Annotated in this window: 19 protein-coding genes and 1 tRNA gene; 7 read left to right on the top strand and 13 right to left on the bottom strand. The window is 43.9% G+C overall.

Annotated features, from left to right (window positions below; translation table 11 throughout):
* Window positions 1-220 precede the first annotated feature (220 nt).
* On the top strand, window positions 221-1,063 hold the full coding sequence (locus tag BM359_RS07720; RefSeq protein ID WP_054488829.1) for a bifunctional transcriptional activator/DNA repair enzyme AdaA: 843 nt from the start codon (window positions 221-223) through the stop codon (window positions 1,061-1,063).
* A gap of 77 nt (window positions 1,064-1,140) precedes the next feature.
* Here the strand turns inward: BM359_RS07720 and BM359_RS13170 are convergent, their stop codons facing one another.
* Window positions 1,141-1,263, bottom strand: coding sequence for a hypothetical protein (locus tag BM359_RS13170; RefSeq protein ID WP_268766555.1), 123 nt, complete (start codon window positions 1,261-1,263; stop codon window positions 1,141-1,143).
* A 125-nt stretch (window positions 1,264-1,388) separates the two neighbouring features.
* On the opposite strand from BM359_RS13170, the gene BM359_RS07715 reads away from it, so the two are divergent.
* Both BM359_RS07715 and BM359_RS07710 read left to right on the top strand, forming a co-directional pair.
* Window positions 1,389-1,805 carry a YqaA family protein gene (locus BM359_RS07715; protein ID WP_054488831.1) on the top strand — a complete coding sequence of 139 codons (417 nt, stop codon included), beginning with the start codon at window positions 1,389-1,391 and terminating at the stop codon, window positions 1,803-1,805.
* Window positions 1,806-1,916: 111 nt separating this feature from the next.
* Window positions 1,917-2,744, top strand: a complete 828-nt coding sequence (locus BM359_RS07710; RefSeq protein ID WP_054489072.1) for a MipA/OmpV family protein — start codon at window positions 1,917-1,919, stop codon at window positions 2,742-2,744.
* Window positions 2,745-2,804: 60 nt separating this feature from the next.
* On the opposite strand, the gene BM359_RS07705 is transcribed toward BM359_RS07710, so the two are convergent.
* The 3 genes from BM359_RS07705 to BM359_RS07695 form a co-directional block, all read right to left on the bottom strand.
* Window positions 2,805-3,542, bottom strand: a complete 738-nt coding sequence (locus BM359_RS07705) for an endonuclease/exonuclease/phosphatase family protein (RefSeq protein WP_054488832.1) — start codon at window positions 3,540-3,542, stop codon at window positions 2,805-2,807.
* Window positions 3,543-3,668: 126 nt separating this feature from the next.
* Complete coding sequence (locus BM359_RS07700) at window positions 3,669-4,163, bottom strand: nucleotidyl transferase AbiEii/AbiGii toxin family protein (RefSeq protein ID WP_143441141.1); 495 nt, start codon at window positions 4,161-4,163, stop codon at window positions 3,669-3,671.
* Between the two features lie 80 nt (window positions 4,164-4,243).
* Window positions 4,244-5,017: a type IV toxin-antitoxin system AbiEi family antitoxin domain-containing protein gene (locus tag BM359_RS07695; protein WP_054488836.1), complete on the bottom strand. Its 774-nt coding sequence runs from the start codon at window positions 5,015-5,017 to the stop codon at window positions 4,244-4,246.
* Between the two features lie 186 nt (window positions 5,018-5,203).
* Between BM359_RS07695 and BM359_RS07690 the strand changes: the two genes are divergently transcribed.
* Window positions 5,204-5,803, top strand: coding sequence for an HD domain-containing protein (locus tag BM359_RS07690; RefSeq protein WP_054488838.1), 600 nt, complete (start codon window positions 5,204-5,206; stop codon window positions 5,801-5,803).
* Between the two features lie 253 nt (window positions 5,804-6,056).
* Here the strand turns inward: BM359_RS07690 and BM359_RS07685 are convergent, their stop codons facing one another.
* The 4 genes from BM359_RS07685 to BM359_RS07665 all read right to left on the bottom strand — a co-directional run bounded on the left by BM359_RS07685 (window position 6,057) and on the right by BM359_RS07665 (window position 10,804).
* Window positions 6,057-7,949, bottom strand: coding sequence for a S8 family peptidase (locus BM359_RS07685; protein ID WP_054488840.1), 1,893 nt, complete (start codon window positions 7,947-7,949; stop codon window positions 6,057-6,059).
* A gap of 38 nt (window positions 7,950-7,987) precedes the next feature.
* On the bottom strand, window positions 7,988-9,031 hold the full coding sequence (locus tag BM359_RS07680; protein WP_054488842.1) for a hypothetical protein: 1,044 nt from the start codon (window positions 9,029-9,031) through the stop codon (window positions 7,988-7,990).
* Window positions 9,032-9,815: 784 nt separating this feature from the next.
* On the bottom strand, window positions 9,816-10,502 hold the full coding sequence (locus BM359_RS07670; protein ID WP_054488848.1) for a hypothetical protein: 687 nt from the start codon (window positions 10,500-10,502) through the stop codon (window positions 9,816-9,818).
* Window positions 10,503-10,552: 50 nt separating this feature from the next.
* Window positions 10,553-10,804: a hypothetical protein gene (locus BM359_RS07665; protein WP_143441140.1), complete on the bottom strand. Its 252-nt coding sequence runs from the start codon at window positions 10,802-10,804 to the stop codon at window positions 10,553-10,555.
* A gap of 134 nt (window positions 10,805-10,938) precedes the next feature.
* On the opposite strand from BM359_RS07665, the gene BM359_RS07660 reads away from it, so the two are divergent.
* Complete coding sequence (locus tag BM359_RS07660) at window positions 10,939-12,171, top strand: helix-turn-helix domain-containing protein (protein ID WP_054488852.1); 1,233 nt, start codon at window positions 10,939-10,941, stop codon at window positions 12,169-12,171.
* Window positions 12,172-12,254: 83 nt separating this feature from the next.
* Here the strand turns inward: BM359_RS07660 and BM359_RS07655 are convergent, their stop codons facing one another.
* Window positions 12,255-15,881, bottom strand: a complete 3,627-nt coding sequence (locus BM359_RS07655) for an AAA family ATPase (protein WP_159430339.1) — start codon at window positions 15,879-15,881, stop codon at window positions 12,255-12,257.
* A 648-nt stretch (window positions 15,882-16,529) separates the two neighbouring features.
* The gene (locus BM359_RS07650) at window positions 16,530-17,690 is read right to left on the bottom strand and encodes a DNA adenine methylase (RefSeq protein WP_054488856.1); all 1,161 of its coding nucleotides are present in this window, start codon (window positions 17,688-17,690) and stop codon (window positions 16,530-16,532) included.
* Window positions 17,691-17,784: 94 nt separating this feature from the next.
* On the opposite strand from BM359_RS07650, the gene BM359_RS07645 reads away from it, so the two are divergent.
* Window positions 17,785-19,749 carry an AlwI family type II restriction endonuclease gene (locus BM359_RS07645; RefSeq protein WP_054488858.1) on the top strand — a complete coding sequence of 655 codons (1,965 nt, stop codon included), beginning with the start codon at window positions 17,785-17,787 and terminating at the stop codon, window positions 19,747-19,749.
* Here the strand turns inward: BM359_RS07645 and BM359_RS07640 are convergent.
* The 3 genes from BM359_RS07640 to BM359_RS07630 form a co-directional block, all read right to left on the bottom strand.
* Window positions 19,743-20,639, bottom strand: coding sequence for a DNA adenine methylase (locus tag BM359_RS07640; RefSeq protein ID WP_054488860.1), 897 nt, complete (start codon window positions 20,637-20,639; stop codon window positions 19,743-19,745). The genes BM359_RS07645 and BM359_RS07640 overlap by 7 nt on opposite strands.
* A gap of 720 nt (window positions 20,640-21,359) precedes the next feature.
* Window positions 21,360-21,436 (bottom strand) — tRNA-Arg (locus BM359_RS07635).
* Between the two features lie 63 nt (window positions 21,437-21,499).
* Window positions 21,500-23,062 (bottom strand): serine hydrolase, encoded by a 1,563-nt coding sequence (locus tag BM359_RS07630; RefSeq protein ID WP_054488862.1) that lies wholly within the window; start codon window positions 23,060-23,062, stop codon window positions 21,500-21,502.
* Between the two features lie 156 nt (window positions 23,063-23,218).
* Here BM359_RS07630 and BM359_RS07625 point away from each other — a divergent pair, with 156 nt between their 5' ends.
* Window positions 23,219-25,309: a TonB-dependent receptor gene (locus BM359_RS07625; RefSeq protein WP_054488863.1), complete on the top strand. Its 2,091-nt coding sequence runs from the start codon at window positions 23,219-23,221 to the stop codon at window positions 25,307-25,309.

The following is a 25,309-nucleotide window of genomic DNA, read 5'->3' as shown; positions in this document are numbered from 1 at the left end:
GCTGTATTACGCACACTGTGTGAAACACAGTAAAATGAATACTAGGTGACATACAGTAACAATGCAAATAATAATGACACTCGGGATATAGTCAGTGCTTGATACAAGCATTCGTATCTAGCAGCGTGATTAAAAAAAAGAGCAAGCTTCGGGTCGTTGTCGGATAAACTGTTTTTTATGATGGTGGTATCTCAATTAATCGCGTGTAAGGGTGATGGTTATGTCCGACTATATCCGTATTGAAAAAGCCATGACCTATATGTCAGAGCATGTATCGAGCCAGCCGACCCTGGAAGACGTTGCTGCCCATGTTCATCTCAGCCCGTTTCATTTTCATCGGGTGTTTTGTAAATGGGCAGGCACCACACCGAAACGTTTCCTGCAGGCTTTAACGCTGGAACGAAGCAAGCGAATGCTGAAAGAAGAAGGCTCTCTTATGGATGTTTCCCTCCGCATGGGTTTAAGCGGAGGTTCCCGACTGTATGACCACTTTGTAAAACTAGAAGCCGTAACGCCAGGTGAATACAAGAACGGAGGCCAGGGGGTTACTATCCAATACGGAGTTAATGAAACCCCTTTTGGTAAGATATTTGTCGCAATGACCCCTCGAGGCGTATGCCGCATCGAGTTTTTGGGCTCCAGATCTGCTGATGAGATACTTGTAGATATAGGTAAAGACTGGCCTAAAGGCTCGCTCGTGCAAAATGACAACGCGACGAACTATGTTGCTAACGTACTGTTTAGTCGGTTAAAAGACGGGCAGTCTAACCCCTTGTCATTGCACGTAATGGGTACCAATTTTCAAGTCGCTGTGTGGCGAGCTTTGTTGAGGATACCATCGGGACAACTGGCCAGTTACTCCCAAATTGCCAATGCATTGGGTTACCCTAAAGCGTCTCGGGCGGTTGGCAATGCTGTTGGCTCTAACCCTGTTGCTATGCTAATTCCGTGTCACCGTGTTATTCAAAAAAGCGGGGCTATAGGGGGCTATCGCTGGGGCTCGACGAAGAAAGAAATGATTCAGGCATGGGAACTCCTGCGCGGAGATCCGCTAGAATTATAATTGAAAAAGAGAGGCTTGATTAGACCCCACAAAAAAGCCCAACATAAATAGCGCTGGGCTCGGGGTTGCGTAATTAATTACGCTTTTTTGCCAGGTGCCTGCTGAGGTTGCTTTTGGTCTTTTTGCTGACCAGGGTTAGCCTGCTTTTGTTTGCCTGGTTTGTTCGGCGTTTGTGAACCTTGATTTTTTTGCGTATCCATTATCAACTCCTTAAAGAGTCTATTAGCATCACTCAATTATGACGCTATTTCGAAGTATAGATTGCTCTCAAAAGGGCGTCTGTTCGTTACCGCACATATAAGCGATTCAGTGTAACTATGGTCCAATGTACTTAAGTATATTTCTGACAGCATTTCTGGCCGCCACAATACTACCCGCTCAGTCGGAGTTTGTGGTCGTCGGCGCTCAGCAGATGGGTTATGACGTCTGGGCAATATGGTGGCTAGCATCAATTGGTAATACGCTGGGGTCTGTGGTGAATTACGTTCTGGGCCGCTTTCTGGTGCAATACCAGGATCGACGCTGGTTTCCGTTCAAACCAAAATCTCTCGCCCGTGGTCATCGCTGGTTTGAACGCTTCGGTAAGTGGTCGCTGTTGATGGCCTGGGCGCCATTCATTGGCGACCCTCTCACCTTTATCGCCGGTATGCTGCGGTTAACCTTCTGGCAGTTTTTAATTCTGGTTTTTATAAGTAAGTCTGGTCGCTACGCTATTTTGCTGGGCATTACGCAACTGTTTTAACCCTTAGCGAACCATAAGTTGATAGTGTGTGATCTAATTGCACAACCTTTACGTTTTGAGGTTTTGAAACCAGAATTAATATTTACCAACACCTACTTAAGTGAGTTCTATATGAAAAAGTTTACTGGCTTACTGTTGGCTTTGTGCATCAATGGGTTAACCCTTCAAACTGCATTAGCCCAAGACGAAAAAACAGCGATGGTACCTTTGCCATCACTCGATGACTTTTCCAAAGGCGAAGATGGCTGGAGTTTCGGTCTGGGTTTGGGTGTTGAGTATGAAACCGCCTACGAAGGTTCGGACGAATTTGGATTGGAAATTCAGCCTGCCGGCGCCGTGCAATGGCGTAGCGGTGACAATATATTCTATTTTGCCGGTGAAGCCCTCGGCTGGCGTGGCGTTCGCTCTGAAAACTGGCTATTGGAAGCCACCATTGGTTTCGATGAAGGTCGCGAAGAGAGCGATTCAGACGACGGCCATCTGGACGGACTTGGTGATCAAGACGAAGGCGCAGAGTTCATCTTCCAGGCCCGTCGTGCCCTCGATGCCGATTGGCGCTACTGGCTGGTCAGTCGTATCGTAGCAAGTGATGAAGGCAACCTGGGTCTATTTGGTGTAGGCCGCCGCTTTGGTGACCAGCTCGACGGTACCGGCTCTGAAATTAATGTCGTTGCGACCTTTCACGACAGCGAATACGCCAACAAAGGCTTCGGTATTGACGCAGGCCAAGCTGCTGCATCCGGCTTACCGCAAACGTCAATGAGTGGCGGCTTGCGTTCAGTTGGTATTGACTACAATTATCGCCACTACATCAATGATAACTGGCAGCTCTACGGCGAAGCCTTGTTTGAATATTACAGCAGTGAAGTTCGCGAAAGCCCCATTGCTCGTAGTAATTACGAAGCTGAAATAGGCGTCGGATTTATCTACATATTCTAAGGAAAGAGAGCTCTATAACAGGGGCTCACTTTTTTGTGGCAAAACGCTAGTTCTGAGTCGCTATAGTCTAAATCGCGCATAAAGCGGATTGTGATCAGACACTTTACTGGTATCGATCGCTATTGTTTCCTGCAGTGTGAGATCCCTATAAAAGATGAAGTCGAGCGGATGCTGTCGGTAGGCCTTAACATGATGTGGGTCGACCATAATTGCTTGCCGAAGACCCACACTGCGACAGAACCGCAGCAAGCTTAGCCGGCGCTGGCGACTCCACACGTTAAAATCACCGGCCACAATAAGCGGTCCTTTATGTTCTAGTATTTCTTCTTTGATAAGCTCTATTTCTTGTGAAAACTGACGCGCACGAACAAAGTTAATCGCGTGGACATTGACGACCAGCAGTGAGCCGCCCTCTGCCAGCGAATGATGAGAGAGCATGTAACTTTTATGGGTTGCGAACATGCCTTCCCGCTTGCTGCTCAGTCGAGCCTGAGCTTCTTTAAACGCATAACCGCTTGCGGTGAGAACACCATACACAGAGCGCCGGGTTTGCATATTCGGCGCTACCGCATAAGACCAGCTCGGCAGCAGCCAATTATTTTTTGCACTCAGCTTCACCTCCTGAAGTAACAAAAACAAACTCGGATAGTCTGTTAAAACGCTTGCTAAGGTATGTTGAAAATCTGGCTTCTCGGTCAGTTTTTGCGTATTCCAACACAGCACGCCAAACTCTTCCCCATGATGAATAGGGTGTTTGTGAATAAACTGCTGAGGAAACAAAACTTTGGGTTTAAGCACACGCTCGCCTCGTTAATAACCAACCTTTATTACGTTATCTTGGCATCGATGGTTCTATACTGACATCCCTAAACTATTATGGGGTTAAAGCTCACCCTTTTTGCGACTGGGCTGCTAACGCCTTTCTTAATCAAACTTACAGGCAGTCGAATCCAAATTTAGTGGCCGAGTGAGAGCTTCCTTAAGTTTGTTATAAGCTATCCGGTGCCTTTCCTCACTCATTTTTTCAAGGTTATTCAGTTTCCAACGAACAGCTGGCAGCTGATCAACATTCGCAATTCCGAGTAATGACCAATCCGGTTTGCCTGACTTAAACGTCAAAAGAAACGACCTTTCCTCGTCAGTAAATGTCGCATGCATACGTTTTACAACTTCCTCAAGCGCAGCCATAAGCTCCACTAGCGGGACATCAATGTCCGCCATCGACTTAAATTCCCCCTCATAAAGGGCAGCAATATCTTTGAAATTGGGTTGTAGTAATTCAGAAATAGGACGCGGGTGGCTGATCATATAAACAATTAACGCTTTACGAATATCATCAGTAAGTCCTTCATTATCCAAGAGTAGTTTGACATCAAACAAGTCCCTAGGGTGTTGCAGATCGAGCGCGGCGCAAAACAGTCATGAGCCGCAACAAATGGTAGCACCTGCATAAGCAACTGAACCTGGCGATAATAAATACTATTTCTATCCATGATAATTTACATCTCCTTGGGAACCGTAATTTGCCATTTGCTTTCCAGGCGACCATTTACCGCGATAGCTCTTTTACCTGAGCCTAGATCGTAGTCTGTTGGCACTAAACGTTTAAACCAGGGCTGTTGATTGCGCTCCGCTAGCCAAAAAAATAACCGTTTTACTTTTACATTAAGGCAGTTCTTTAGCAGCGTATCTAACTTCCGGGGTGATAAGTTATGCAACCCCTGAAGCAGAGCATCAGCATGCTCAAAACTGATATGTTTAGGCACCTCGTTGAGTACTTCCAGATAGGCTTTTTCAACACACGAATACGTTACTTCCGGCAGACCTTTTGACCATTCATAAGGACGGAGAACGCGCTGGTCGCGCATGAGTGATTCAGGCCACAATCGCTTCGTTCCATGCCATTCAAAACTAGCATCCACATCTACTTTGTTGATCCATGCTGGAAGCTTGTCGGGAGAGTATAAGTCAACTATAGGCTTACCACTTCTATTTACGTAATGGCTTACACCATGCAACGCTAGCGCACTTAGCCCTCCCATATGGACAGGGGACCTGACCATTCGCTGCAGTGAAGCCACAACACCCAGCCAAGTCGGAGGAGTTTCCTCTCGGTAATAAACTCCAGGAGCGGCTACAGCTAAGGCTCCTCGTCGGACGGAGTTGTCGATGTAGTGCAAACTCAACCCCTGCTCTTGTAGCCAACGTTTCGTTGCTACCATACTGAGAGGAAGTTTTTGCTTTAGCGTTCTAGCTGCTTCATGATTTAACATGTGATGCTCTTTGAAGTTTACAATACTATTAAAACACGTTGATTATTGACGTGTATAAAACATTAGTCAAACCACTAAGTTTGCAAAAACACCTTAATACGTTAATTATTGACGTATTATTATATTTTTATAAACCTTTTCTTGGGCTTTACTAGACACCTTTAGCGATTTAAGTGGAGTGGCCAAATGAAGCAAATAGAAGAAATCCTCAATTTCATAGTTGAGATAGAAAAATTAAAAGGAGTACAGCGCAAAACGAAACCCGTGGGATTTGAACGCTACGAAAACTCAGCGGAACATAGCTGGCACGTTTGCCTTTCCGCTTTAATGCTAAAAGATTTTGCCAATGAACCGGTAAATATCGAGCGCGTGATCAAAATGCTTCTAATTCACGATCTTGGTGAAATAGACGCTGGTGACACCATTATTTATGCCAGCGAAACGAATGAGCTAAAAGGTGAAGAAGCAGACGGCATTAAACGAATTCTCAACATTTTGCCCGATGGCATGGAAGATGAGCTCATGGAGCTATGGTATGAATTCGAAGCCGGTGAAACCGCAGATTCGAAATTCGCTAAGTCCGTAGATAGGGTGCCACCCCTGCTTCATAATATTCATGGTGACGGACACAGCTGGAAGGCACATGGAATTACGAAAGATAAGGTGTTTTCGGTAAACCAACGAATTGAGAACGGCAGCGAAGCGCTATGGTCTGTCATGCGCAATAAACTTGAGACAGCTGTTGAACCTCTGCCTCCGGAGGGCGATCCCGCCATTCGGGGTTAATCGTTTTGAGCTTGTTTTCATGTAGTTATGAGTATTTCAAAGGCTTTTTAATGTGCTTTTTTAGGTTATTTTGTGACGATTAGTGCCATTTTCTGACACATAGAAACGTTAATAATATGACCTTTACTCGTTATAAGGTTTTCTCTCGACTCTTAAAAACCTGAGTTTTCATGTCGAAATTTTTCGACATGAAAACCAGCAATTCAAAGAAACTTTACTTCAATCTTGCTAATGCCGCACGAGGTTATGAATACTAACCCGTGCAAACTGCAGGTCTGCTACCTGCCGACGCACCCTGAGTATTGAACTCGTAAAACTCACCATCACAACCACCATCTTCAGTGCAGACCTGGAATGCGTAATCGCTGCTTTCAGGGTCAATATCGGATAAGACAACACTACCTGATGTGTATTGACCCACTTCAGTGAACGCTCCGGTTTCAAAGTCAGTACCTTTAGCAGCAGAAACCACCTTGTAGGTATCGCCTAGTTTGCTGTGGCCGTTAAAGAAGTCCACTTGGAAAGACTCACACGCCATACCTTGTGCATCAAAGTTGTCAACGTACCACTGTTGCTCAGCTTCACTTACACCTGAAAGCGCATGGCTGACGGTGTTTAGGCGGCCGTTACTCCAGGCTTCTACTGCCAGGAAGAACGCTTCACCATCAATTCGGCCTGCGCCACACTTACCATCCTCACATTTTGGAGAGTTGTTCAGCATTGGGTCAAAAGCTGTTTGCTTTAACAGCAGCTCCGCCATTTTGAAGTTTAACTCAGGGAAGTGGCGCTTGGTTTCGGCAATCAGACCAGAAACAATTGGCGCGGCAAATGAGGTACCGTTGACAACGCGCATCTCGACATCCTCAGGCATGCCGTAAGGCGTGCCATCGGCATAAACCTGAACACCCGGAGCAAAAACGTCAACAGCGTGACCGTAGTTGCTAAAGCCCGCCAATTGACCGTTTTGATCCATTGCTCCAACAGTAATCACATCTCTACATGTCGCCGGAGATATAAGCTTGGCTTCTTTGCTGTCATTCCCAGCCGCGACTACGGGGATGAATCCAGCCCCTTGCATATTATCGATCGAAAGCTGTCCCGAATAACCACACGGAAACTCTTCCTCTAGCGATGGATCAAGAGTAACACTGCCACCATAGCTCATATTAACCACACCGGGCTCACCCTCATAAACATCATCGTGATACTGAACTGGGATACCTGAAAGCCAGTCGTTTGCATCATAGGTGTCATAAGGAGCGCCATCACCGCAGTTTAGAGCTCGAAGCGCCATGACATCGGCGTTTCCTGCTACACCCGCCACGCCCTGTTCATTATCTCGAGTTGCCCCCATAACTCCAGCTGCTGATAAGCCATGACCTGTGCATGATTCAACATCTCCACGCGGGGTAATGTTGTCGGGCTCAAACTCACGGCTTGTATCGCCCCATGAAACCATGTTCACACCGCGGCTATATGGCACGTCTTCTGAATCAGAAAAGCCGCCATCAATCACAAACATCTTTGCTTTAGGCAAACTACTGCCTTGACCACGAGCCATCACGCTGGCAATCCCTGAGCTCATCATAGAATCACCCACGCGATACATGCTTAAGCGCTGAGCCTTGTAGTACTCATCGTCAAACAGGTTGTAGTCTGGACCATCATGGATTATGCCTCCAGTGAGAAAAGGAATATCTGCTGATTGCGACTGCATCTTGAAATTCTTCATGTTGTAATGAACTTCAACCGACTCAAACAACCCAGTCGCCATCAAAGCTTCAATCATCTCCTGATCAGACAGCCCATGACGCTCAAGTTTTACAGAGCTGATTGGACGGATACTGCGCTCCAAAGAAGGCGCGGCATGACCATTTTGAACCGTCATCTCACCCAACACGCGGATGCTGGTGTCACGAACCGGCACACACCACTCACCGCCAGTGTTGCCTGCAGGCACACACCGGGTTTCGGTATCACGTTCAACCAATCTATTTACAGAATGTGCCACATTGGCTTTACTGACTGAAACCACTTCGGTATTCGTTGCTTTATGAATCAATGACACATTGATATGGTCATTTTCATCGGCGTGAGCGGATGCGAAAACTACTGATAATGCACTTGCGATAATTAGCTTTTTCATATTAATTCCCTCGTTAGTTTCGGTTTCGTGGCGTCTGGTTATTCGTCAGCTGAGAACTTGCCGGCGGCTTCATGCCCCGCCACAATAATGTCGGCCAGGTACTCATACTCAGGTTTGAACGTCCAATTGCCTTGCGCATCGAAGTCCCCGTTATCAGGGGCTGTGTAGAAGATTGAGAAGGTTCCGGTACCAGCATCAAAACCGACGTCTCCGTAAGCTGGCTCCTGAATGACACCACCACTGCGCTCAAACACGTAGTCAAACATTGGCTTAACGCGCATAAGATGCTCTGTTAGGCACCGTGGCGACTCACAGGTATCAGATGACACGTTTTCAAGAAAACTACTAAATGCCTCTGACTCTTTAAGGGAGTTGTCTTGATAGCCAGTTAAACGATCATCATTTACATACACGCTAAATAGAGCGTTGTTGTCCACTCCATCCCCGCTCGTTGCCGTTATGTATAGCGGTTTGATGTCTTTAATATCGATGTCACCACCAGATAAATTTACACCTTTAACTAAGCGCTCCAGCATCAACCACTCAGCAATAAATTGACGCTGTGCGGGCAACACTTCCTGGACTGAGTTTGCATAATCAAAGGCGTTGTTTCCTGATGTATTATTAACTGCAACCTCAAGCTCTTCGGACTTAGTCTCGTCGCCTTTGGTTGCTTCTATGGTGATGATGTATTCATCCTGTTTATAGGAAGCCTCGCCGAAGTGAAAAACAAAGCCGGTGTCGGTCGGCTCGAATGTAACGTCGGTTTCATTACCTCCGTCACCCTCATTTGATGTGCTGCCAAAGGCTCCGGTTTCGTCTTCAGGCTCATTTTCTATCGGTTTAACAGAAGCACTTAGTGACTCACTACCCTCACCCCCTGAGGTCACGACTTCAACATTCAGTGACCCATTCTCTTCAACAGATCCAGCTGCGTTGACAGTCATTGAGTACGGAGGTGGAGGGGGCGGTGGGGTAACAGACGTATTCCCGTCGTCTCCTCCACCGTCACTTCCCCCACCACAGGCAGACAGGCTGAGCACTGAGACCGTAAGAAATATTCCTTTATTTAATTTATTCATATTGTTCTCCGTTGGTTGTTTAGTAGATTTCTATTTCCGATTAAAATCAGAATCTGCCATTTCACACACGCGCACGGTTTCAAGCATGCTCTTTGAGCTGCAAGTAAAGTGCTTATGATTATCGAAGTGAAACTGTTATTCGCGCAGTGTTAATGCGCCGGGGTAGTTAGTCTTTTCATACACGCCCTTTGGCTTCGTATTCTTCAAGTTTGATAGATAGGGACCTGTGTAAAGACGCCAAGCTAAATCACCATAGTTGAAAAAAAACAAAGGCTACTAAGCATGATAATTTTCATTGTCCCAACACTCTCTTTCCAAAAGCCGTACAAAACCATCACGGAGAATGAAGCAACAAAAATCAGGCCAATAAGAAGTGGACTCAGCGCTAAAAGCATAAGAAGATATGAGGATCGGAGGAGCGCCAAATGCACTATCGCATAAAAAACTAATGTCGAAATTAGGATTAAATAAAAACTTACAAAGCAAAGAAACCCACCAAGCATATAGTCGTCATAAACCTGAGAGGATTTGTTTACAATCCTGCTCTTCAAAAAAATAATAATGGGCGCGAAAAGCAAACTGAAGAACGCCAATTTAATATAGAGACCAGAGGCATCTAAAAAACCCAAAGATAGGTATTCAAGCATCAGCCGATCGATAACATTGAAAACCATCAATACATAATAAATTACCGAAAAAATCAGCGCCCCAACAATAATAAGAGGGAAGCATCTAATAAAAACAAGGGCAAATATCTGCATGTCGCACGTCCAATTCAGGTTAATTAAGAGGCAAGTCGTACTGCAAGTTCTCTCGATTTCGATTCCCAAGCCGGTCTAAGTTCTAATTGTCCAGCTTTAATGATTTTTGAAGTCTCGACCTGATAACGACGGCCCGCCATCATTCCTTTTATAAACAGTTTTCCGTCCAACTCTGAAAGTGAGACATTGCTCAGTTCAAACGCGCCCAAATCGGTTTCAAAACTCAGCTCTCTGTTTGAGCATAAAGCCGATTTCACCGCACTTAATACATCCAATTGAATATTGTTAAGTGCTAAGTGCTTTTTTAAATCAATTCCGTTGGTCCCACGCTCAAACTTAACGACATTACTTTGATGATTGGCGTTTCGCTTTTTTTGATAAGTAGCCTGGGCAGCCCCAAATACTTCCTCAATAGACTGATAAACTTCGTCTGGCAAAATCGCCTTTATCGTTTCATTTACAGCTTGAAGAGCGAACGCTAACTCTAATGACATCTTCAGGTTGTTGTCAGAGTTCACCGCAAACCACAACTGAGGCTTGCCATTTGGGTTAGCGCAATAAGAAATACCCAGCAGCTCGAGCTCTCTCAGGTCACTTTTCACTGTGTTTTCAGACACCTCGAACTTTATTGCCAGCTCTCTTATGGTTTTAGGCGTTCTTACCGACAACTCTTCATTCGCGATGGCGTATAAGCGTTCTGTATTTTTCATGCCGTTACTCACTCTGTGAAAGGACGAATTAGACGAATTTTCCAACTCAACTACGCGGCCAATCCATATTCTTCGCAATCGTAAGAAAACTGCTCGGCACAATGATCGTCCCAGAAATCAATAATGCGCTGAGCTGAACAGGTGGACTTTTTAAGCCCAAACTCATACGCATTGTCGAGCAAAGTGCGAACGACATCTTGGCATACGCCATATCTTGCGCTTATAACTCGCACCGCTTTGTTCTGCTCTACGGAGTTGAATTGCGATTTAGACTCGGCATTAATCACTTTAAATGTGTGCATTTGCGACCTCTGAAATGTTGCATTTCGTTTCGATGCGTCAACATTACAAAAGAAATGGGGTGCGCATAAGTGCATAGTTTTTATATTCACCTTTTGATACTCTCGTGTCGGGAGTTGATATTTGGACGTAAAATATGGAACTAATGGACAATCATGTTGTTGCGTGGGACAAGTTTCGGAAACGCAAAGACGGATGGAAGATAAACGAAAGTGTATGGGATTGGCTTTTAAGAAAAACAGACATTAATCCCACCAAAGCAAATATCAAGCGTTTGGCTGATGAAATGTTTATTGGAGAAGCCACGTTGCATCGGCTGAAAAAAACCGGGCAGCATTCAATAAATAGAGAAAACCTCAGGATCCAACTCTCAAAATATCGGATAAAAATACCAGGAGTAGATGATTACTCATTGGGGTATTACGGGTACCCACCAGGGACAAAGTATGTCGACCAGCACAGCTCAAAGCTTAGCAAAGAGCAGCGCAAGGTTAATAAAAGAATAGAAAGTGATTTACAAGAAATTTTTGATATAGCAGATGACGCAAAAAGTATATGCTACTTCTGCCAACTCGCTAACAAGCAACCCTTGAGAACCGATTGTGTATCAATATTCCTAAGCACTCACAGAGATAAACAGTATGGCCCCGCTTCAATCAGTAAAGGAAAAGGCTTCGAATTAGGTTTGACGCTTTGCGAAGAGTGTATGAACTTTTCCCGCGAAATGTTGCTAGCTCCGGTTTCTTGTTTAATTCCAAAAATTTTGAAGAAATACAAACTCAAGCAACCACAACTAGCTGCAGAGTTAGGTGTCAATCAAGCTGTCATATCGCGGCTCATTCATGCCAAAGAAGTATTTATAAAGCCAGAGTTATTGAAAAAACTATACCGTTTATATCGCATTGGCCCGGACACTTATCACAGACATAAGCATTGGAAACTACTTCTAATCATCGCAGATTTTATAGCGGGAAAGTTCGACGAGGAAGAAATGATTGACAGAATGGGTGGTTTCTGCTCCCCAGGTTACCTACCATGGGAAGAAGAGCACCCCTCTTTTCTGGAAGATTGCGATCTTATTGAGTATGACCCAAACAATGACCCTAACGATTTTGATAACAAACCGTTTAATTACTCTGAAGATATAACCTTAACCATCCTAGATACTGAGTCAGACGAAATTTATTTTGACTCTAATGAAATATTCTATCGGTTTAAAGTAAAATATGAGTATCATAAGGAATGTATTAGCGGTTATCCGTACTTCGAAAGTGCTAATAGTTTTTATGAGAGCGTAATCATTTTTGACTATGTTTTGGTTAATGTGAAAAAGCGTTTGACGGACGAATTCATTTCATACGAACCTTAGTTATAGAGCATCTAAAGTTGGGTGTTAATCTTAAACTTTAACAATTTCCGAAGGGAGCAATGCTCCCTATACTTACGTGATAATCAAACGACTTGAGATAATTCAGTGAAGCTACCTGAATATTCAAAAAGTCCCTCAATATCATTCTTATCTAACTGCTCTTTTTCTACGAGTTCAGCACTAATAGTATCAAGCAATGCTTTATTCTCGGACAAAAGCGCAGAGACACCGTCAAAAGCACCCTTGAGCCAACTATTCACTTCACGGTTCACTGTCGCATCATCGACAGATAGCTCCGAAGGGATAGCAAAGCCAAAAATATCAGACATTCCCCAATTCAAAATGGCATTTTTTGCCAGCTGAGTCGCCTTTTTTCGGTCATCGGCTCCACCGATAGTTTGGGCATCGCCAGTTAGCCCCAGCATATGCTCTGCCGCAATCCCCGCCAGGAGAATCTGCAGGTAAGCTTTAACTCTCTGCTTCGATAGCACGGGCTCACTGTCAGATATTCCCGGAACGACCATTCCAAGAGCCGCACCTCGGGGCTGTATAGATGCAAGCTCCACCGGTACATCGGGCAATAGAAGTTTGTGCGCAAGCAGGTGACCGGACTCATGATAGGCAGTATTCTCAATTTGCTGCCGACTTTGCACCATTGCATGACTCACAGCGCCTAATTTAACTGAACGAATTTCTTCAATCAGCATTGATGGGTACCACTCCTTCTCCTCGGTCATTGAGGTCAAAACAGAGTTATCAAAAATCTCCCTGATCCGACCGATAGTGGCGCCTTCAAGCATAATTACCAACTCATTCCGTAGCTCATCGTCCAAGATATAATCATTATTATCGAACCAATCCCGGATACACTTTTCACGTGCCTTTTTACAAGGAGCATCGAAGAAAATAGTGCGGTCGAAACGCCCAGCCCTGGTTAACGCAGGATCCAATTGCTGAAGGTTATTGGTTGCAGCCATCACAAACACTTTACCGTCTTTTTGTTTAAAGCCGTCAAGCGCTGTGAGTAGTGAATTCACTACAACCGCACCAGCTTGTGTCGAATTTTTTCGGTCCATAGCGATGGAGTCAATTTCGTCAATGAAAATCATAGAAGGCGCATAGCGTGCTGCCACATCAAACAGCTTGTTTACATTGTCCACGGCGTTGCCTATCAACAAATCGGAAGCGTTAACATTAAAGAAAAACATATCACTCTCAGCGGCGAGACTCCTCGCCATATGGGTTTTTCCTGCTCCCGGAGAGCCAGCAAAGAGATACCCTTTGGGTATTGATATATTTCGAGAGCCCCCACAGCTAGACCCATTCAGCGCCTCTACTATCAGCTTTAGCCGCTTCTTGATACTTTCCTGCCCAATAACGTCGGAAAGCGCCCCTTTGGGTTTACCGGCAAAACTGATAAACGGCAGCTCGGCATCCTCAGCTTTTACCGTTTGTTTTCGGCCTAATAAATCAAGAGTGACTTTAATGCCACCTTCCGTCACTTTGGAACGAAAAGCATAATCCACCTTTTCATTGCGCTTAATGGCTGTTGCTGTCTGCTTAACAAGAGCGGCTAGGCGCTGCGCGCTCGTCACTATTTCTTTAAGCTTGCTATCAGCGATTTTTTCAGACATTACGTAATGGCCAAATATGAGAGACCCTGAGCAGTGCGTCTTGAGCTTTGCCCTACCTGTTTCAGTACTTAACGTGAAAATCACTTTATCTCGATACGCTTTTAGTAGCTTAGCAACATCGGGGATCGGCGCTTTAAGAGTGCTTTCATCGATAATAATGACATCAGTATCGCTTTCCAGTTGTTGCCGAACTGAGTGCAGACTTGTATCTTTCCAAACCTCAAGACTCTTACCCTGAAGCGCACTAAACGCATTACTTTTAGTTATCACACTGACCTTCGTTGGTTCTGCTTCGATTATATGAGGGGCTGAGAGTTGGATATTATTGAGCAAACTCACCTGGCGCTCATCGAGCTCATCCAGTTGTTCACTAATGAATTCGCCTTCCAGCTTTTGCAATTGGTTTTTTATCGCTCTAGGCGTTGCCGCTCCGCCCAGTGTCGCAAGGATAATTTCTTCGGCATTACCAGGCCAACTAACCTTACTCACCTGGCTGACTCTTTTTGCTGAGGCTTTCGCCAACTTGACCAAATTCCCCGCTGTCAGAGGTCTGAATAGTGCTACATTACCAGCGGCGAGACGGTTGGCCATCTCAGGGGAAAGCACTCTGTCTGAACTGGATTTTTTTCGGGTAAGCAACTCCATCACATCCATTTCATTTTGCGATGAAAACTTACTGATATCAGAGCTGCCTATGTTAGTAGTAAACACAAAATAGCAAAGTGAGAAGTCAACTTTTCGACCGGTCGTTCTGTCTTCAGCAATACCTTTATCAATAAGCGTTAATAAAGACTGAATCACCTCTTTATGGGCCTTCTCAATCTCATCGAAAACGATAATAGTACGGACCTTTTTCATTATCGGTAGTGTGATGCCTCCTAACGCCGCATCGACATACTGAGAGCCAGAGCCAAAAAGCTTTAAAACGTCTCGTTCTTCTGAATATTGTTCCATATTTAAAACAAGCAACTGGTAATCTAATGACAATTCATCTGTAAAGACATTAGCAAAGCATTCCGCAAGACGAGTTTTCCCCGCCCCACTAGCTCCCAAGAAGGTTGATACTCCGAGATGTCGGTTTCCACCACTTACAACTAATGACGACAAGGCTGAAGACACACTCTCAACCGCCTGCGTCTGCCCTATTACCTTCTTATACATTGTATTTTTGGCGATTTTAGCCTGCTGCAAAGTTGCAGTTGCATTTTGCGAATGGTTGCTTTCGATAAACCTTATAAGCAAACGTTTTGGCTCAGGAAAGGCGAACCGCATTCGAGCTTCGGTACAGGACTGCAGGAGCTTTTTAACATTTCCGACACAGAAGCCAATTGTACCATCACTGTTCTTGCTTACGATGCTTCTTAAGAAATGGTCAACTTCCCAGTTGAAGCTAAGTATTGCTTTATACTCACCCTCAGCAATTGCAAACCAATGCTTACTCGCACCGCGAACTGAGCCGGAAGTAGTTTCTGTTGTTCTCTCATCGACCGCCCCAAGAAGCTGCTCCCTAAGCTTCGTTGACTCTTTTGGAAACGCAACTAAAAATGATTGCTTGTTAAAACAAGCGGCCAACTCTTTTATAAGTCCAACGCTGCCTGACGCAGCGGCCAGAAAGTGTTCAACATCGATTGTCGGGACTTTCTTATCGGGTGTATCCCCATCTATTTGCTGTTGGGCACGAGTCATCCAGCACAGGTTGTTTAAAAGCTCCTGCACAGCATAATCGCCCGCATTAATAAGCTCAGACACACTAACGGAGCTCAATCTATTAACAGACTCAACTGATACGGAAGGCTCTTCAGGAAAGTTAGCTAACGCTTCAGTCAGTTCAGAAGTCATGTCTTGTTCATACCCACTACTCAGCAATATGTCATCGTCGAACTCATTCTCAGGATTGATCTGTTGCTGCACATTTCGCTCAACAAAATAGTCAGCCAAATTAGTTAACTGACGGCTGTCTCTTTCGTTAGTCTTTTTGTAGACGCTTTTAATATCGGCGATATAGTCTGAAAAATCGTAGCCTTCATACTTTTTTGCCGCTCTGGGTCCTAAAGACTGAAGCTCAGAAATAGCCATTTCCATATCAGCTATTTCTATATTTCTGAGGTTAAAGCCGAATAAAGCACTTTCTGACTCAAAGATATCGAACCGAACTAAATCCCCGGTAATAAAGTCCTGACCACACTCACACTGCAAATGTAATAGGCATGCCGCAAGATGCTCATTGTTTTTAGCGCCTGATAGCATCGCCTGGCGAATAAGCCCATTGAAGTTGTTGTAGTACGCAGTCAGAAGGGCATTCTTATCTGATGTGGTTAAGGGCATGCGACGTCTCCGTTGTGATAATTCGACTGAACACCACACATAATAATGACGTATCCGCAGCCACACTGCGGATGCAAAAGTTTTTTGCGCACATTCAAAAAGAAAAGCTATTTTAAAAAGTGTGATACCTGAAGCGCCGCTAGCTTATTGGTGAATCGCCAAATCGTCCAAATCTAGTTTTCCACTAAAGGACCTTAAAGTGGCACCTGAGTTAGTGCAGAGAAAGTTCACTCAAAGCAAGGCAAACCAAAAGAGGGTTACTGACGTGACTGAGTTCAAGGTGAACTTCCCAGACTTTGCTAGACGCTTTTGACAGATAAATTCATGGCTTTATTAGCCCTGAATTTATCTTTTGTGGTAACGACACATATTAAAGTGTGGAGAAAAATTAGCAATTAGCTATGCCCTGTCTAGGATAAACAATCTCTCCTCATGAGAGTTTATCTTTGACTTTCCTGTCGTAAAAGCCTTATGGTTTGTTGTTTCAACCTTTAACTTCCCATACCGTTTCATAAGCGCCACAATTTCGGAGTCAGACATTTTAGCATTAGATCGGGGATTTCCTTTTGTTCCCATGTTGCTGTAGGAAAGTACCACATACCTAGCGTCACAGGTTTCAATTAGTTCTTCAAAGGCAGCTATGGCCTCTTTAGTGCTGTATCTAGAGCTCAAAAGCTTTCGGTCTTTAGGCTTCCTTGCTTTACCTTCCAAATCTGGCTTTTTCCAAGATGCTAGGTTCTCTAAAACATGGTAGGCAGAACCATACTGTCGACTATTGTATGGCGGATCAGCATATAACACGCTTTGTCTGCAAAACTTATGATTTTTAACTAATGTGTTAGCGTCTTGATGGAAACATTCGTTTCCTCGATTTAAGTCATTTGAGAGTGACAAATGCTTTAGTTTTAACTCTGGCTGCTCTTCGACGCCGGAGCGGTAGGCATCATAGTGACCACAGGTATGTGCGATTTTATCAGCAGAGTATATTAAAGATGTAATCAAATATGCACGTTCTCGTTCTTTAAGTGACTTTAAGTTAGTAATGTATTCACGTATAGCTCCAATCTTCCTAGAGTTTTTCGTATTAAAATACTTACCCGCAAACTCAGAAGAGAAGTAGTTATCTTCGCAATCCGGTAACGAGTTTAACTCCGCTAGGATATTATTCAACTTTCTTAAATCTAAGGGGGAATCCCCTAAAAACGCGAAGTTGGATAAGTAATTCGAATACAAGATATCATTTGTAACGACTTTATAATTACTGTTGAACCTTGAAGCGACAGCTCCAGTCCCCGAAAAGATATCAACAAAACTCTCGAAGTCCCCACAGCTTCTCGAAACACAGCTATAAATAAAGTCTAGCAAACCAAATTTCGAACCAAGGTAGCGTCGATTGCTAACCGAAAAGCTACTTTTTGATTCCCTTAAATACTGCTCGTAGAGGAGTGATACCGCAGAGTTAAGCGATTTGTCTAAATCCCCTCCATAGCGTTGAAACGCCACTTTGTTTAGCTTTTCAAAGCTATCTTCGGATAATAAGCTAGCTAGCTCTGCTTGCATTGTATGCCTCAGATTGTGAAACTAACGTAAAGGTCAGTAGGATAAATTAAGGCATCTAAACAATCAACTTTTAGATGCATAAGGTGAAAAAAGAGTGAAATACGATTATTTCGGGAACACCACTTTGCGGGTCAACGGCTTATTGAAAAACATAGAACTTCAGCTTCTTATCTTTAAAAAGTTAATAGATGAATTTGGACAACGCTTGAAGTGGGAGGATGGAAAAGGGCAGCTTCAAGAGCTGTATGGCAAAGAATTAATAAATACAGGCCTCGTTTCCCCCAAAGCCGCACCCAACGTAGCTACAATATGTAAACTTGCTCGACAAAAATCTGCACCCATTGAAAATTTTGGATTGATCACCAGATCTAAACTCTCTATTACAAATGTAGGACATGAATTTCTTGCTATTCTCGCGGAACAGGAGAAGAGTGGAACCGCGGCTCAAAATCTCAACGAAGTTCTTCAGATTGAATATTCATCAATGCTGATGCTCAAGCTTTTTACTAATTACAGAAAGTCGGATGGAACCGAAGGCTTGTTAAAAAGCTACTTAAAAGTATTCAAACACTTCAACGGCTCTTTAAATGAATACCAGTTTAGCTTATTACCATTGATTAGAACCTGTGATATCGGCGTTTTCTGCGAGAAGTTAAACAATGTTGCGTCTTTAAAGAGCAGTAGAGAATTTATAAAAAAACTATTAGTAACCGATTACACATATACAAGTAAGCTTCAGCAGATGAAGCAAGACTGGAAATTGGGAATGCTCGGTAGGAACCATGATTACTTCAAATCTAGCAAAGGCGACCACTACGTTCAAGAGCTAGTACAGGTTTGTAATTACTTTTATGACTCGTATTGCTCACGCGCAACTTATCGTGATTTTGAAAATCTTATAATCAATAACAGAAAGTTTAAAAATCTTTTCGTAAGAAATATATCAAAAAACAAAATTACAAAAAATAATTACACTTTAATAAAAAAGGAACTAGATAACTATATAAACGATACATATGGCAGAGATTTCACAACTTCATTTTATCAAGAGTTTACCGCTTTGGGAATAGAGCAAAACCTTAATGATTACAAGGATTTAAACAAAAGGTATTTAAAAACAACCGATTGCTTTGAATTTAATGGTTTTCAATGCAAAATTAGCGTTTTATTTGAAACACTAATAAAGGCGCTTAGCATAGATGAGGTTTTATACTCAATATCAACAACCAAGGTAGATAAAAATTCATTAATAGATCTTACAAAATCAAGTAACTATAAGAAAATAATTAAAGCTTCCGGTTGTAACTCTTTTAAAGACTTAAAAGAAAGCGAAATAAAAAGAAAACGAGAAAAAATAGAAAGCTTATTAAAAACTAAGTTTACTACTCAAAAATTAGCTTCTGAAATTCTTCCATTATTCAATGATCGCTCTAAACACATACATAGCACTGATGAGAAACTATCTAAATTAATATCACCTGAAGCTACTGGCCCAACATGCTTTGAATACGTTCTCGCATTGATATTTTGTCATCTAAACAACGGTGACCCCGAAATACTTTTAAATGCAGGCCTATCGCTTGATTCGCAGATGCTCCCTAAATCTCATGCAGTCGGGGGTAGTGGGGATATTGAGATTAAATATGATGACCATACTGTACTAGTTGAAGCAACCCTTACAGAGAGCCAAAACCAGAGACGTGCGGAAATGGAGCCCGTGACTCGTCATCTTGGGAATATTCTAATAAATATTGATGACCCAAAGATCCGTGATGAATCGTACGGTATTTTTATAGCACCTCATCTAGATAATAATGTCTTAAACGATTTTCGAGCACGCCGAAAAATGTATTGGGAAAGTGGCGATTCTGTCATAGATGGAATGAATATCGCCTCTCTCTCAGTAAATGACTTATTAGAAGTAATCAATTCTGACAGAAAATATTCATGGTTCAGATCAAAACTAAAAATGTCATTTGAAGCAGAACAGGATCTAAGAGGTTCAGTTTGGTATTATGAAGTATTAAGAAAAAACTTAAACCTATCTTCTGATCAATAATTCGTAATCAAAACTTCCACAGTTTTCTCTTTTTTTTCTGACCGAGACTTTCGGTAACTACTGTTGGAGTAACTGGATTTTATATATCTAATGTTGTATTTTTTAGCCCATTCGATTAATAAATAATTTTCTCTTCCATTATGCTGAATGAAATTAGAGAGAGCAAAGTGGGCTCCTTCTTGACTCGCTTTATCAAGATACTTTAATAGGCGCGATTCGTCTGACTCATTCCAGTTATTATTTTCATTGTAGGTTGCGGTACTGATTAGATAAGGGGGGTCTGCATATATAAAACTATCATTACATATTTCCACATCTTCAAAGTCTCTTGATAAAAACTCAATATTTCTTTCTCTCATACTATTAAGGAAGTTTATTAGCCTTCTTTTTAAAGTGCTATTAAAGTCTCTTTTATTTGCAGGAAGGTTGAAATAGCCTTTTTTATTATACCTTATTTGATTATTGAAAGAGTAAATAATCAGTATATAAAAATCTATCGGATCATAATTTTCAAAAATATTAAAAGAGGATTTCAACTTATCTAACGAAGCTTTGTTTATGTGAGCCAATCCTTTCTTAGCATTTGATTTATAGTTTTCGTAGCTTGATTGACATGTAAGAGTCAACCCTAATTCCGCAATCCTGGCTTCTAATTTTTTAATAAAGTCCACAGGCTCTGACTCATACATGGTCTCGTAAAGCTGAATAAGGCAAAATAATTTTTCGTTAATAATTATTTTTTCGGCATTCACATTTACGGCTACATTGAGACCGCCGGCGAACAAGTCGACAAAAGTCCTACCCTCTGGGTTCAGTATAGGCACTATTTGCTCAAGAAGCTTAAATTTTCCACCTGTAAAGTTTAACGGAGACTTAACAAAATCGCTCATCGGTACTCTTTTTCAAAATATTTATTTAGGTTAAGTCCTGAACTCTGAGAGCTGTGGCTTCAATCTCCCTTGTCTTTGAGAGACTATGTTCGATGTATTAAGACCAATCGATTGTACACTGTTTACCAGCATAGCGCGATACTATGACTATCAGTTACTAGCTCCAATATCATGCTTGTTACACTGGATTAACCATGTGCCAAGTCTAAGTAACACAGTTTGTAACATAGGAAACTCATTTCGTTTAAATTTAGCGATAAATCAAGCTATTATGGCGCCAATCAGATTCCGCTTCCGACTGCTTTCATATTGAATCGCCACTGGTACCCTATAATTACCTATATGAGCTAACGCAATAACTTTCTTCCACACACTCACAAATCGGCAAGTTTGCACATACCCCCTAATTTTAAGAATCAGTTATTCTTTACCGGACGTTTGCGTATACCTGTGCGGCCAAAAAGCCAGGTATAATTGAAAGAGCATGGAGCAAATTCAACTAAGGATAGATTTAGATATTACTTCTATTGAGGCAACGATCAAAATTTAGGTCATTCAATTTTCAACCAACAACCACGGCCACAATCTGGACACAGAATGGGCATAGCCCTGATCCGCAGCAAAACCAGCCACAACAGCTAGCGCTCAAACCGAAAAAACATCAAAGAGAAAAATTTAGAATGGATATGAAAGGAAGAACATCATTGCAGGCCAAGGGAATGGCGCACCCGATAGGAGTCGAACCTATGACCTCTGCCTCCGGAGGGCAGCGCTCTATCCAGCTGAGCTACGGGTGCACATGCTTTGGAAAGCGAGGGCATTATAGGGATTAGCCCCCGCTATGTCCAGAGTTTGCGCCGCTATTGCTTGTCCAGTTTCAGGTTATGAAAGTCAAAGCTAAAGTCGGTAAAGTCAGCTACGGCTTCCATGGTTGCCGCTTCTACCTGATTACTCCGACTCACATCGAATTCGACAAAAGCATCGGCTTCTAACAAGGGTTCATCCCAGCGCACAATAAAGGTATTGCCGTTGTAGTGCTCCAGCGAACCTTTCAGCATATCGGTGTGGGTGAAGTCTATGTGCAGAGCGTCGCCCTTCTCAAAAATAACGACGTCGCCGTACCAGGCGTCTGTATAAGTTCCCGCATATTTCGATAACGCCAGCGACGGCTGCGGATCATCAACGGCTTCTACTTTAAAATCCGCTTTTTTCTGAATGAAATCGTGATATTTCTTACTTTCCTTCGCCACCCAGTCCTGGTCCGGCACATCCAGAACTACTTCCAGAGACTCTTGCACTATTGCGGTCAACGCGCCAAACGCCTGCTGATTACTCATAACAGTAATGGCGAATTCTTCCTCAGGAATAACGGTCGTAAAGGACAACATTCCCAGAATACCGCCACTGTGCGACACATGCTTAACGCCGTAGTAGTCCTCAACAAACCAGCCAAGACCATAGCCACGAAAGTATGTGCCCTGCTCTGCCGCATCAGCCGACACCGGCAGTGGCGTGGTCAGTTGCCACATATCGTGCAGCGACTCTTCCTTAAATAAACGTTTGTCGGTTGGTGTTTCGCCTTCATTCAAAAGAGTCAGCAACCAGCGGCTCATATCATCAACACTGGCTGCTGTTGCGCCAGCTGCGGAAAAGTCTTCTAAAAAGTCGAGCGGGAAACGATGCAGTTCACCGTCCATTTCAATGTTGCCTACCGCCACATTGTCGTAACTAGCGTCAATACGAGAAAAGCCAATGGTGCTTTCGTCCATTTGCATGGGTTCAAACAGTGTTTGCTCAACGTACTGGTGATACGGCATACCCGATACTTCGCTAATCACCTCACCTGCTGTCACAAACATTAAGTTGTTGTAGTCAAAGCGCTCCCGAAAGCCATGCTCAATGGGCACATTCGCCAACCCGGCAATGACTTCGTTGGTGGTTTTGTCGGTGTTCGGCCAAATCATCAAGTCACCGGCACCTAGCCCAAGACCAGAGCGGTGACTCAGTAAGTCTCGAATGGTCAGTTCGCGAGTAATGTACGGGTCCGCCAGTTTAAAGCTGGGTAAGTGCTCAATGACTTTATCATTCCAGTCCACTTTCCCCTGCTCAACCAGAGTTGCCATAGCCGCAGCAGTGAAAGCTTTGGTATGAGAAGCTATGCCGAACAAGGTTGTTGGAGTAACTGGCTCTTGTAACTCAATATCGCGTACGCCAAAACCTTCCGCTAAAACCACTTCTCCGTCTTTTACGGCAACAACCGCCAGGCCCGGAATGTTAAAAGCATCAAGAGACTGCTCGGCGGTTTGACGAATTTTTTGCTCCAGTGAAACGCCCTCTTTCTGCTCAACCTTTGCACTGTCAGAGCAAGCCAATAACGCACCAGCAGCTGCGCTAACACACAAAGTTTTAGATAGTGTTTTCATGATGGTATGACCTTTTTCTTGTTTTCTCTCAGACTACCACAACCTGTTTCGTTTTTACCGATATCAACTATAGCGGAAACTGAGTTAAGTTTTTATTGACACCAAAATGCGAATCGTTATCATTGGCACAAAATTATTTAAATGATAAGGATTCTCATGTTTAAGAAGTCTCTTGCCCTTGCAATCCTCGCCGCAATTTCTGGTTCTGCGCTTGCACAACAAGCAAAAGTTGATGAAACCATCGAAATTAAAGCAACCCGTACCAGTATTCCACAAAGCGCTATTCCCGCTACCGTTTCGGTTATTGAGGGTGAAGAGTTGCGCCAGCAATTAAGTGTGGCCGAGTCCTTGTCAGATATTCTTGGAAACCTGATTCCCGCCTATTCCCCGTCTCGCCAAAAGCTGACAAGCTCTGGCGAAACCTTAAGAGGCCGTCAGCCGCTTTACCTAATTGATGGCGTACCTCAATCCAACCCGCTGCGTAACGGTTCACGTGCCGCCTACACCATCGATCCTTTCATGATTGAGCGTGTAGAGGTGATTCACGGCGCCAGCGCTATCCAGGGTATGGGCGCTAGCGGTGGTATCATCAACATCGTCACAAAAAAAGCCGAAGACGGAACCAGCCACGAGGTTAACGCTGGCTTTAGCGCGCCGAATTCTGAAGTTTCAGAAGGCTTAAGCTACCAAGCCGGATACCTTCTGCGCCATGGCAGCGGCAAATGGGACGTCGTTTTTGGCGCTCAGTACCGTGACACCGGCATGTACGTTGATGGCAAAGGTCAGCTCATTGGTGTTGACGTTGCACAAGGCGACACCATGGACTCAAAAAGCTACGACTTATTCACAAAAGTCGGCTACGACATTGATAGCGAACAACGCCTTGAGTTTATGCTCAACCGCTTTGATATGGCTGGTAACGGCGACTATTACTCAGTAAACGGCGATCGCTCGGCGAATGTACCGACCTTATCACTCAAAGGTCAGTATCCTGGCGATGCCCCTGAAAACGAAGTCACCACTTCAAGTCTAACTTACAGCAACAGCGACTTTTTAATGGCCGACGTAAACTGGCAGCTGTTCTTCCAGGACTTTTCCGCACTTTACGGTGGCGGTACCTATGCAACGTTTCAGGATCCTGCATACGGCGACGAAATTTTTGACCAGTCACGCAACGACTCACGTAAATATGGTTCGCGCTTAACGCTAAACTGGAACAATGTTCAGCAGTCGCCTGTATCCGTTAGCGCAGGACTGGACTTTTTAGCTGACGAAACTTTCCAGGAACTGGCTCAAACGGGTCGCAAATGGGTACCTGAGACTGAATTTGTAAACTGGGCTCCGTATGCGCAACTGCGCTATCAGGCAAACGGCCTGACTTTAAGCGGCGGTTTACGCTATGAATACGGAAAATTAAAAGCCGATGACTTCACTACTTTGGCATCTTACGGGTCTGTCTTCGTTGAAGGCGGTGAACCAAGCTTTAACGAGTTACTGGGTAATTTGGGCGCTGTTTATGCTCTGAACGACGAATGGCGTGTCTTCGCAAGTTATTCTGAAGGCTTCAGCATGCCCGACGTTGGCCGTGTGTTGCGCGGGATTTCAACACCTGACTTAAGCGTTAGCAGCTTCCTGGATCTACAACCGGTTATCGCTGACAACGAGGAAGTGGGTGTTGAGTATCAGGGCAATGCATGGAATGCCTCACTGAGCTATTTCCGTTCAAGTTCTGATCTGGGCGCCCGCCTACAAGCCGATGCTGACGGTTTTTACAGTGTTCAGCGTGAAAAGACTGAAATTGACGGTATTGAGTTTAGTGCCGAGTATGCGCTATCCAATGACACCGCTCTAGGACTGAACTACGCTGACACCAATGGCGAGTATGACAGCAATGATGACGGCTCAGTCGACACTAAGCTAGGCGGCCGTAACATTGCACCGAAGCGCGCCAACCTGTTCTGGTCACAGCAGTGGACAGGCATGATAAGCAGCCGGGTACAGTGGAATAAGCTGTTCGATCGCGAAATTTACAGCGGCGAAGACGCCATCAACAACTTCGACGGCTACAACACCGTTGATGCCACCTTATTGGTTGAGACTCGCGATATGGGTCAGTTCTCGCTGGGTATTGAGAACTTATTCGATAAATACTACTTCACCTATTACGCGCAAACGGTCGGCGGAGATAACCGCAACTTCACGGGTCGCGGACGCACCATTAGCTTTACCTGGAATTACCAGTGGTAA

The organism is Idiomarina abyssalis (assembly GCF_900116625.1).
Lineage (GTDB): Bacteria > Pseudomonadota > Gammaproteobacteria > Enterobacterales > Alteromonadaceae > Idiomarina > Idiomarina abyssalis.
Note: the sequence above shows the minus strand (reverse complement) of the source record. Positions and strands in the feature narration are given on the sequence as shown.

Bases quoted from the DNA above. Each gene is read 5' to 3' on its own strand.
- BM359_RS07715 (WP_054488831.1), top strand. From the start codon at position 1,389: ATGTACTTAAGTATATTTCTGACAGCATTTCTGGCCGCCACAATACTA.
- BM359_RS07665 (WP_143441140.1), bottom strand. From the start codon at position 10,804: ATGCACACATTTAAAGTGATTAATGCCGAGTCTAAATCGCAATTCAAC.
- BM359_RS07655 (WP_159430339.1), bottom strand. From the start codon at position 15,881: ATGGCTATTTCTGAGCTTCAGTCTTTAGGACCCAGAGCGGCAAAAAAG.
- BM359_RS07695 (WP_054488836.1), bottom strand. From the start codon at position 5,017: ATGTTAAATCATGAAGCAGCTAGAACGCTAAAGCAAAAACTTCCTCTC.
- BM359_RS07625 (WP_054488863.1), top strand. From the start codon at position 23,219: ATGTTTAAGAAGTCTCTTGCCCTTGCAATCCTCGCCGCAATTTCTGGT.
- BM359_RS07660 (WP_054488852.1), top strand. From the start codon at position 10,939: ATGGAACTAATGGACAATCATGTTGTTGCGTGGGACAAGTTTCGGAAA.
- BM359_RS07720 (WP_054488829.1), top strand. From the start codon at position 221: ATGTCCGACTATATCCGTATTGAAAAAGCCATGACCTATATGTCAGAG.
- BM359_RS07640 (WP_054488860.1), bottom strand. From the start codon at position 20,639: ATGAGCGATTTTGTTAAGTCTCCGTTAAACTTTACAGGTGGAAAATTT.
- BM359_RS07670 (WP_054488848.1), bottom strand. From the start codon at position 10,502: ATGAAAAATACAGAACGCTTATACGCCATCGCGAATGAAGAGTTGTCG.
- BM359_RS07630 (WP_054488862.1), bottom strand. From the start codon at position 23,062: ATGAAAACACTATCTAAAACTTTGTGTGTTAGCGCAGCTGCTGGTGCG.
- BM359_RS07650 (WP_054488856.1), bottom strand. From the start codon at position 17,690: ATGCAAGCAGAGCTAGCTAGCTTATTATCCGAAGATAGCTTTGAAAAG.
- BM359_RS07690 (WP_054488838.1), top strand. From the start codon at position 5,204: ATGAAGCAAATAGAAGAAATCCTCAATTTCATAGTTGAGATAGAAAAA.
- BM359_RS07710 (WP_054489072.1), top strand. From the start codon at position 1,917: ATGAAAAAGTTTACTGGCTTACTGTTGGCTTTGTGCATCAATGGGTTA.
- BM359_RS07685 (WP_054488840.1), bottom strand. From the start codon at position 7,949: ATGAAAAAGCTAATTATCGCAAGTGCATTATCAGTAGTTTTCGCATCC.
- BM359_RS13170 (WP_268766555.1), bottom strand. From the start codon at position 1,263: ATGGATACGCAAAAAAATCAAGGTTCACAAACGCCGAACAAACCAGGC.
- BM359_RS07680 (WP_054488842.1), bottom strand. From the start codon at position 9,031: ATGAATAAATTAAATAAAGGAATATTTCTTACGGTCTCAGTGCTCAGC.